The sequence below is a fragment of the Rheinheimera sp. 4Y26 genome (assembly GCF_025245835.1).
Lineage (GTDB): Bacteria > Pseudomonadota > Gammaproteobacteria > Enterobacterales > Alteromonadaceae > Pararheinheimera.
In genome coordinates, this window is record NZ_JAOBWS010000014.1 from 79,863 (window position 1) to 88,827 (window position 8,965).

General features: G+C 52.6%; 7 protein-coding genes. 3 read left to right on the plus strand and 4 right to left on the minus strand.

The features are described from left to right. Nucleotides 1-7: 7 nt before the first annotated feature. The 4 genes from N3Z11_RS15690 to N3Z11_RS15705 all read right to left on the minus strand — a co-directional run bounded on the left by N3Z11_RS15690 (nucleotide 8) and on the right by N3Z11_RS15705 (nucleotide 5,498). Complete coding sequence (locus N3Z11_RS15690) at nucleotides 8-3,115, minus strand: efflux RND transporter permease subunit (RefSeq protein WP_260658145.1); 3,108 nt, start codon at nucleotides 3,113-3,115, stop codon at nucleotides 8-10. A 2-nt stretch (nucleotides 3,116-3,117) separates the two neighbouring features. Beyond that, complete coding sequence (locus tag N3Z11_RS15695) at nucleotides 3,118-4,290, minus strand: efflux RND transporter periplasmic adaptor subunit (RefSeq protein ID WP_260658146.1); 1,173 nt, start codon at nucleotides 4,288-4,290, stop codon at nucleotides 3,118-3,120. Next, nucleotides 4,290-4,832: a hypothetical protein gene (locus N3Z11_RS15700; RefSeq protein ID WP_260658147.1), complete on the minus strand. Its 543-nt coding sequence runs from the start codon at nucleotides 4,830-4,832 to the stop codon at nucleotides 4,290-4,292. The genes N3Z11_RS15695 and N3Z11_RS15700 overlap by 1 nt, the downstream gene beginning before the upstream one ends. Nucleotides 4,833-5,027: 195 nt before the next feature. Next, the gene (locus N3Z11_RS15705) at nucleotides 5,028-5,498 is read right to left on the minus strand and encodes a YybH family protein (RefSeq protein WP_260658148.1); all 471 of its coding nucleotides are present in this window, start codon (nucleotides 5,496-5,498) and stop codon (nucleotides 5,028-5,030) included. Between the two features lie 248 nt (nucleotides 5,499-5,746). Here N3Z11_RS15705 and N3Z11_RS15710 point away from each other — a divergent pair, with 248 nt between their 5' ends. From N3Z11_RS15710 to N3Z11_RS15720, 3 genes are all read left to right on the plus strand, one after another. Continuing rightward, complete coding sequence (locus tag N3Z11_RS15710) at nucleotides 5,747-6,433, plus strand: heavy metal response regulator transcription factor (RefSeq protein ID WP_260658149.1); 687 nt, start codon at nucleotides 5,747-5,749, stop codon at nucleotides 6,431-6,433. Next, on the plus strand, nucleotides 6,423-7,826 hold the full coding sequence (locus N3Z11_RS15715) for a heavy metal sensor histidine kinase (RefSeq protein ID WP_260658150.1): 1,404 nt from the start codon (nucleotides 6,423-6,425) through the stop codon (nucleotides 7,824-7,826). Before N3Z11_RS15710 ends, N3Z11_RS15715 begins: the two co-directional genes overlap by 11 nt. Before the next feature lie 175 nt (nucleotides 7,827-8,001). Further along, entirely contained in the window at nucleotides 8,002-8,808 is an 807-nt protein-coding gene (locus tag N3Z11_RS15720) for a hypothetical protein (protein ID WP_260658151.1), read from the plus strand. Nucleotides 8,809-8,965 lie beyond the last annotated feature (157 nt).

Sequence of the window (8,965 nt, forward strand, 5' to 3'; positions counted from 1 at the left end):
AATTGGTTTAATAAAGTTGGGTTTGATCTGTCCCGGCCATTAACCGCTCCAGCGGTGCCTTGCCCCATAACCAGAACATCAGCGGTGTCAGCACTGTATCCAGAATGGTGGAGCTGACTAAACCGCCAAAAATCACCACGGCCACAGGGTGCAGAATTTCTTTACCCGGCGCGTCGGCTGAAAATAACAAAGGCAACAGTGCAAAAGCCGCCACCAAAGCTGTCATCAGCACAGGCGTTAACCGCTCGAGCGAACCGCGGATAATCATCTGAGTGCCAAACACCTCACCTTCAAACCGGCATAAGTTGATGTAATGGCTGATTTTTAAAATACCGTTGCGGGTGGCAATACCGGCCAGCGTAATAAAACCCACCAGCGCCGCCACCGACAGCGGCTGATCGGCCCACCACAACGCCAGCACAGAGCCAATCAGCGCCAGCGGAATATTCGCCATAATAATCAGCGTTAAGCGCAGCGACTGATACCTGCTGTATAACACCAGCAAAATAGCAATTAAAGAACCCAGCGCCAGCAAAGTGATGAGATTCGCCGCTTCTTCCTGTGCCTGGAACTGACCTTCCAGCGCAGTAAAATAACCTTCAGGCAACTGGGTTTGCGCCAGTACAGCACGAATGTCGGTAATGGCGTGGCTTAAATCCCTGCCCTCCACATTGGCCGACAGCACTATACGACGCCGGCCATTTTCGCGGCTGATTTGGTTAGGCCCGTCTGACTCCAGCACCTGCGCCAGCATACTCAGCGGCACCGCGCCTTTGGGTGTTTGAATCAGCAGCTGCGCCAAAGCAGCAGGGTCGCGCGCACTGTCGGGCAACCTTAATAACAAATCAAAACGCCGTTCATTGCTAACCAGCTGACTGAGTTTTACCCCGTCAATCTGCTGTTGCAGGCTATGCAATAAAGCACCAGGCGCCACACCATATGCGGCCGCCTTTTGATAATCCACCTGAATTTTCAGCTGTGGGATCAATACCTGTTTTTCCAGACTGATATCGGTCACACCGGCTACTTTGCCAAGCTGCTGCTGCAGGTTATTACCAAGAGCACGCAAGGTGGCAATATCATCACCAAAAACTTTAATGGCAATTTGAGCCCGCACGCCCGACAACAAATGATCCAGCCGGTGTGAAATCGGCTGGCCGACACTGACGCTACCCGGCAGAACGGCAAGCACCCGGCGGATCTCGGCCAGCACTTCGGCCCTTGGCCTTTCCAGCGCCTGTAGATCCACGTCAATTTCGGTGTAATGCACCCCTTCGGCATGTTCATCCAGCTCAGCCCGGCCGGTACGACGACCCACTTGCGTCACTTCCGGCACCTGCAACAGCAGTTGCTCGGCCAAAGCCCCGACTTTATTGGATTCAGTGAGCGCTGTGCCGGGTTGCAACATCAGGTTGATAGTTAAAGTGCCTTCGTTAAAAGGCGGCAGGAAACTTTTGGCAAAAAACGGCACTGAAGCGCCCGCCAGCGTCACCGCCAGCAGCGCGGCCGCCAGCAAAGAACGGGCATGGCCAAAAGACCAGCGCAGCAACTGCTCGTCACGTTTTTTCAAAAAACGCACCAGCGCACTGTCACCATGTTGTTGCCGGGCTAATTTTGGCAGCAGGTAATAACAAAGCACAGGGGTGACGGTAATGGCCACCAACATACTGGCCAGAATAGAAGTGATATAAGCCACCCCAAGCGGGCTGAATAACCGGCCTTCAATGCCAGACAGCGCAAAGAGCGGCACAAACACCAGCACCACAATTAAGGTCGCATACACCACGCCACTGCGCACTTCACCGGAAGCAGCAGCTATGACTTCCAGCACGGGTTTTGGCGTGGCCAGTTGTTGGTTTTCTTTTAACCGGCGCAGCACGTTTTCCACATCGACCACGGCGTCGTCCACCAGCTCGCCCAGTGCAATGGCGAGGCCACCCAAAGTCATGGTGTTAATCGACAAGCCAAAATAACGGAACACCAGCACAGCGGCTAATAAACTCAGCGGTATCGCCAGCAATGAAATGGCCGTGGTACGCACATTCAGTAAAAACATAAACAGAATAATGGTGACCATAATGGCGCCATCACGCAGCGCTTCTTCAACGTTATTCACTGAATTTTCAATAAAATCAGCTTGTTTAAACAAGAACTGCGGCGCCTGCACGCCATCAGGCAAACTTTTGCCAAGCTCGGTCACTGCAGCTTCAATCTGCCGCGTCAGCTGCACACTGTCGCCGGAAGGTTGTTTTTGCACCGACAGAATGACTGCGGCTTTGCCTTTATAACCGGCGTCGCCTCTTTTGGTGGCTGCCACAATATTCACATTAGCCAGTTGTTGTAATAACACCGGCTGGCCATCTTTGACCGTCACCACCAGCTGTTTTAAATCTTCCAGTGCTTTGGTGCGGCCAATATTGCGAATAAGCCACTCCCGGCCCTGGGCTTCGAGAAAACCGCCGCTGGAATTCACGCCAAAATCGCTCAGCGCCTGCTCAATTTCATTCAGGCTGACGTTAAGCGCTGCCAGTTGTGAAGCGATAGGTTCAACTCTGTATTGGCGCACTTCACCGCCAATAGGGATCACCTGCGCCACACCGGGAATACTCAATAACCTTGGCCGCACCACCCATTCAGCAAACTCACGCACCGCCATAGGGCTGACTTTGGCCGGATCGGCCGGAATGGCCAACAACAGAATTTCCCCCATAATGGACGACACTGGCCCCAGCTGCGGTGTGACACCATCGGGCAACTGCTCCTGTGCCAGACTCAGCCGTTCCGCCACCATCTGCCGGTTGCGGTAAATATCTGAGCCCCAGTCGAATTCGATATAAAGCACCGACAAACCCACACCAGACACTGAACGCACCCGGCTCACACCCGGAATACCATTCATGCTGGTTTCCAGCGGGAAACTCACCAGCTGCTCCACTTCTTCCGGCGCCATACCACCGGCTTCGGTCATTAAAGTGACAGTGGGTTTATTTAAATCAGGAAATACATCAACCGGCAGCTTTTGCAGGCTCATGCTGCCAAATACCAGCAGCAACAAAGCACAGCCCAGCACAAACAGCCGTTGTTTTAAACTAAAGCGGATCAGCGCGTCAAACATGCTTACCTCACCTGCGCCAGCAACGAAGCGGCTTGTACCACCACTCTGTCACCATCATGTAAACCGCTGACAATCACCACTTCTTCTGAATTCAGTGGCAAGGGGCTGACTTTTTGTGCAATAAAACGTTCTGCTGACTGATGCACCCAGACTGCGGTTTCACCTGTATCCAGTTTTTGCAAAGCTGTGCGCGGTACAGCCCAGCCTTTGAGCACTTCGCCGGTTGAGAGCACCACAGTTAACTGCTGACCTACGCTCAGTTGTGGTGTGGTGTTTTCTGTGTTGCTTGCAGTTGTGCTTGCTGCTTTTGGCAGTGCTTTAAACCATAAAGGCCTGGCTTGCTGTTGTAACTGCAACCCCTGCCCCTGAAACTGCAGCGGGAAACCTGAGTTGGTGTTATCACCCGCCAGCAATCTGGCACTGGCGCCGGGATTTGCCGGCAGGGTCAGGCTGGTATCGTATAACCGGGCAGCAATGAACAGCTCGCTCGGGTCGACAATCTGGAACAAGGCATCCTGACTTTCCACCACCTGACCCCGCAGTTTATGCACCTGACTGATCACACCCGACACAGGCGCCACCACAGGCACCAACTGGCCTGCACCTTTGGCGGCAAATTCACGGCGTTTTTTCAGGCCGGCTAAATCAATATTCAGCGCGTCCAGCTCGTTGGCGGGCATTAGGGTGCCGAGTTTTTCAAAACGACGGATGCGGTCTTGTGTTAAGGCGATCTGCGCATCCAGCTCAGCCAATAACGCCTGCTGATTGCTGCGATCCAGGCTGGTATCGAGCGGCGCTATCGCCGCCAGCACCTGACCGGCGCGCACTTGCTGACCCAAAGTTGGCCAGCCATCCGGCCCGGCCTGCAATTGCCCAAGCTGACCGGCTTCAATTAAACCGCCAAAAGCCGGGTCCAGTACAACTTCCGCCTGTAATTCGACACTACGCTGATGCTCTGCCTGTTGCACTTTGCGGGTACGCAATTGCCACTGATGTTGCGCCGCTTTGGGAATAAACAAACTGCCGTCTGTTAACCGGCTTGGTTTGTCGCCACTGACCTGTACTTGAGGTGCTTCGTCATGGGAATGATCTTCGCCACCATGGGCGGCCACCTGCGCAGGAAAAACCGCCGACACCAGGCTCAGCAGCAGCACATTTTGCAGAAATTTGTTCATTATTTGGCCTCCTGCGAACGACGTGACGCCAAACGCCAGAACAGCAAAGCCAGTACCAGCACACCCAATGCCAGCAACAACTGCGAGCTGTATTCAGTCCAGCTATGGTCGTGTGGCACTTCTGTGCTGGCCGGCGTTAAATCCAGTTCTGTGGTGAGTAAGTCAAGGTTGTCACCGGCTTCAATGGTCAGGGTGATACTATGGCGCTCTGCTTTGAGGGCTGGCGCTTTCAGCTGGTAAAACCCGGGTTGCACCATAGTGGCTTTGCCGCTAAAACCGGCCAAATCGAGCTCAATCACGGCGCCTTCCACCTGGCTGTTGTCGGCAAAATAATCCAGATAAATATCAATAAGCTGACCGTCGGTGCCTGCAGCCGGAGCCACCAGCACCAACTCAAATAATTCGGAGCTGGCATAAGCGCGGCTGCCCGTGCTGGCCGGCATAACTGCTGCTGTTTTTTGTTCTTCGTCGCCATGGTCTTCACCGCCATGGGCCCAAAGCTGCAGCGGTAAACAAAACAAGATAAACCAGAAAAATTTCATCAGGATCCCAATAAAAACAGTATTGATGGCAGCAGTTTGTCAGAGCAGAGCCAACAGCAGCCTGACCGCAAGATTACAAATTTGTCATCTGGGATTTTTGTTCTGTGCTTTAGCCGGTGGGCAGGGTGGTGCAACAAGGCAGAGAGGGGAAAACGGGCTGAAGCAGCAACCACAGCCCGGGCAGCATGGCAGCAGTTAGGACCAATGCACTAACACTATTTGCCACTGACCTCTGATATTGCGCAGCACCAGCGACTCGATGCCGGTGCGGTCAATTTTTTTGCCTTTGATCTCACCTTTTTGGCTGCTGCGGCTCACGGCATAAGCAACATCACCAATAATTTCAATTTGTTGCTCCAACAATTCACTGCTGACTTGGGATAAATATTTAATATCAGCGTCCAGATGATGGGCTTTGTATTCATCGCGGGAGCGCTCTACTGCACCGCCTTCAAAAATTTGCACTGCTGGCGATAGTTGCGCCAGTACCAAATCGCGCTTGCCTTGCTGCAACGCCTGATGAAACTGCTGCACTACCTGACCGGCCGCGCTTTGGTAGACAGCGGCATCGACCGCCTGGTTGCTGCTACTTTTGCCATGGGCCCAGAGCGGGTTGCTCACCGCAGCCAGCAACAGTGCCACAGAGAATTTTTGATAAAACTGCATTGTTGTTCCCTTTTTGTTTTTATGATGCTGAAAAATGCCGGCCTGCTGTCCGCCACAAGTGGCGCACCATAAGTTGTGACAACAAACCGGGTTTCAGGCAGTGTGCCGCCTGTTGCATTGCAGTACTCTGTCACAAAGATGACAATATTGTCATTTATTCCTGAGGAAACAGCACTCTGCTATGCCAGCCCGACAGATTGGGCTAAGCTGAACGCCGCTGTCGCCCTGGCGAAACTGTGGATACTCAGATGCGTTTATTAATAGTTGAAGATGAAATTAAAACCGGTGATTACCTGAAACAGGGTTTTACTGAAGCTGGTTTTAACCCGACTTTATGCCGCAATGGCCTGGACGGACATCATCTGGCCATGACCGAAGACTTTGAACTGATTATTCTGGATTTAATGTTGCCCGACGTGGACGGCCTGCGCATTTTAACGGCGCTGCGCCAGGCCGGCCGTTATACCCCGGTGTTGTTACTCAGTGCGCTGGACAGTGTCGACGACCGGGTGCGTGGCCTGGAGCTTGGCGCTGACGATTATCTGGTCAAACCCTTTGCCTTTAACGAGCTGCTGGCGCGGGTACGCACTTTATTGCGCCGTGGCCAGCTGCAGCCTCAGGCCGACCGATTACAGGTGGCTGATTTAATTCTGGAATTCAGTAAACATAAAGCCAGCCGCAATGGCAAAAAACTCAATCTGACACAAAAAGAATTTGCCCTGCTGGAGCTTTTAATGCGCCGCGAAGGGGAAGTATTGCCCCGTTCTTTAATTGCCAGTCAGGTGTGGGATATGAATTTTGACTCAGACACCAATGTGATAGATGTGGCGATACGGCGGCTACGCAGCAAAGTGGACGACGATTTTGCAGTCAAACTGATTCATACAGTGCGTGGCATGGGTTACAAAATAGAGGCGCCTGAGCATGAGCTTTAACAGGGCGCCGCTGTCGCTGGCCAACAGAGTCATGCTGTTTGTGGCTGTGGCCGTGTTGTTATGCGCCCTGTTGCTGGCGTCGATGTTACAAAACTCTATTGAACAACATTTTTCCGAACAGGATGCCGGTGAATTACAGGCAGTGGCGCACTCGGTATTACATGCACTGGAAGATGATCAATTATCCCCACAAAATTATCAGGCGCATTTGCATCAGGTATTAACCGGCCATCACCAGAGTTATTATCTGGTGCTGGACAGCAGCGCCCAGCCGGCACTGAGCGCCGACGGTGCTGATCTCACCCCTTTGTTAAAACTCACAGAACCAGTGCAGCAAATCCGCCCGACAGATTTAGTCAGCTGGCAGCAGGACAACCGGCATTTTCGCGGTGCTATTTTACAGGGCAATAAGGGTGTCAAAGTCGCAGTAGCCATGGAAATGGAGTTTCACCTGCATTATCTGCATTTATTACGCTGGACTTTATGGCTGACCATTACAGCAGCAGTGGCGGTCATTCTGCTGGCCGCCTGGTTTGGCGTGCGTCAGGGGCTGCAGCCTTTGGCCAAACTCAGCAGCGACATCCGTCATATCAGCGCCGAACATTTGCACCTGCGGCTGGAACCTTCGGCGGTACCGCGGGAACTGCGCGAGCTGGTGGAAAGTTTTAACGAGATGATCAATAACCTGCAGCAGGGTTTTACCCGTTTGTCGGAGTTTTCTGCCGACATCGCCCATGAACTGCGCACGCCTTTAAGTAACCTCATTACCCAAACCCAGGTCACGCTGGGGAAAGAGCGCAGCCTGGAGGAATACCGCGAACTGCTGTACTCCAATCTGGAGGAGCAGGAACGGCTGGCCAAAATGGTCAGTGATATGTTGTGGCTGGCGAAAACCGACCACGGCCTGCTGAAACTGCATCCACAACAAGTGGCGCTGCAGCCGCTGATCAATCAGTTGTTTGAATTTTTTGAATTATTGGCTGACGAAAAACAGGTACGGCTGAGCTATAGCGGGCCAGAACTGCAGTTATCGGCCGATAAAGTGATGCTACAACGTGCTTTGTCGAATCTATTGTCCAATGCCATTCGCCATGCCGATGCCGGCAGCACCGTTGGCGTGACGGTAAGCCAACAAGCAGCATACTGTTGTATTCAGGTCAGCAACTGCGGCACCACTATACCGGCGCAACATCTACCCTCGTTATTTGACCGTTTTTACCGGGTGGACCCGTCCAGACAACGCCACAGCGAAGGTGCCGGCCTGGGTTTGGCCATGGTGAAATCTATCGTGGAACTGCACGGTGGCCAGGTGGCGGTCAGCTCAGAACAAGGACTTACCTGTTTTAGCCTGACCTGGCCTGTTTCAGGCCAAAACCAGCCGCCACAGCCATAACCCCGGCAGCAACTGCGCTGCTATCTGCCCGTGTTGAGCTCCTGTCTGCGGGCGCAGCGTTTTACAACGCCGCCCGGCTTTCGCTTATGCCAGCTTTTGCTAAAGTAATAACATCCTCACTCCAGAGCGGCTGTGTTGCTGACAGGATGCCGGCCTTTGCTGCAGGTGAAACCTTATGCAAGCCCTGTATGTCGCGGTGTTTTTATTGTTGCTGCCCTGCTATGGCCTGGCGGCACCGGAACAAATGTGGTTGCTGCTTAATAACACCAGCGACAGCAGAAACAGTCGGGGTGATGTGGATATTCAAATCCTGGCTTTGTTGCAGCAGCTGGCTCCGCCCGATTTAAAAATAGAACCGCTGCGCCTCGGTGATGCCCGCACCTGGAAGCTGCTGCGCGAACAAGGCAACTATTGCGCCTTAAGTAAAATCCGCACCGCTGAACGCGAAAGGTTTTTATTGTTTTCAAAAAGGCCCACCTCGGTGTATCCGCCGGTACAACTTATCAGCAACAGACGTCTGGCCGACCACCCTGTTGATTTAACCTTGTTATTCCGCCAAAACCCCAGAATGAAAATTGGCATAGTGCAGGGGCGCAGTTATGGTGAAAAACTCGATGAGCTGATCGAACAATATCCACAGCATTTTTATCAGCGCAGTGGTGAATACGCCGCCGAAACTTTATTACAAATGCTGGCCAAACAGCGACTGGATGCGCTGTTGGAATTTGCCGCCACAGCCCGAGGTCATCAGGCGCAGGTGCCACAAAGCAGTCATTTTGTCACCCATCAGCTGCTGCATCAGCCGGTGATTATGGGTTATCTGGTGTGCACCCAGAGTGACAACGGCAAAAAGCTGATTCAGCTGACCGACCACAAAATGCAATTACCGCAGTACCGCAAACAGGCCATTGAACTACACCGGCAATATTTTACGCCGGAAGATTTTTTATTAATTGAAGCGGATTTATTGCAGATTTTTTAGCGAAGCACTTTGGCTGAATAAACTGTTTGCATGCAAAAGTTCAGGCTTGCAAACTGACTCCGGGCTGATATCAACAGGCACTGACCTTTCCCCCAAATTTAAGACCATGACATTGATGAGATTTCCAATAAAATGGAACCAATGGAGATCTCAAAAT

Excerpts from the sequence above, each read along its gene's own strand:
- N3Z11_RS15690 (WP_260658145.1), bottom strand. The coding sequence starts at position 3,115 with ATGTTTGACGCGCTGATCCGCTTTAGTTTAAAACAACGGCTGTTTGTG.
- N3Z11_RS15700 (WP_260658147.1), bottom strand. The coding sequence starts at position 4,832 with ATGAAATTTTTCTGGTTTATCTTGTTTTGTTTACCGCTGCAGCTTTGG.
- N3Z11_RS15710 (WP_260658149.1), top strand. The coding sequence starts at position 5,747 with ATGCGTTTATTAATAGTTGAAGATGAAATTAAAACCGGTGATTACCTG.
- N3Z11_RS15695 (WP_260658146.1), bottom strand. The coding sequence starts at position 4,290 with ATGAACAAATTTCTGCAAAATGTGCTGCTGCTGAGCCTGGTGTCGGCG.
- N3Z11_RS15720 (WP_260658151.1), top strand. The coding sequence starts at position 8,002 with ATGCAAGCCCTGTATGTCGCGGTGTTTTTATTGTTGCTGCCCTGCTAT.
- N3Z11_RS15715 (WP_260658150.1), top strand. The coding sequence starts at position 6,423 with ATGAGCTTTAACAGGGCGCCGCTGTCGCTGGCCAACAGAGTCATGCTG.
- N3Z11_RS15705 (WP_260658148.1), bottom strand. The coding sequence starts at position 5,498 with ATGCAGTTTTATCAAAAATTCTCTGTGGCACTGTTGCTGGCTGCGGTG.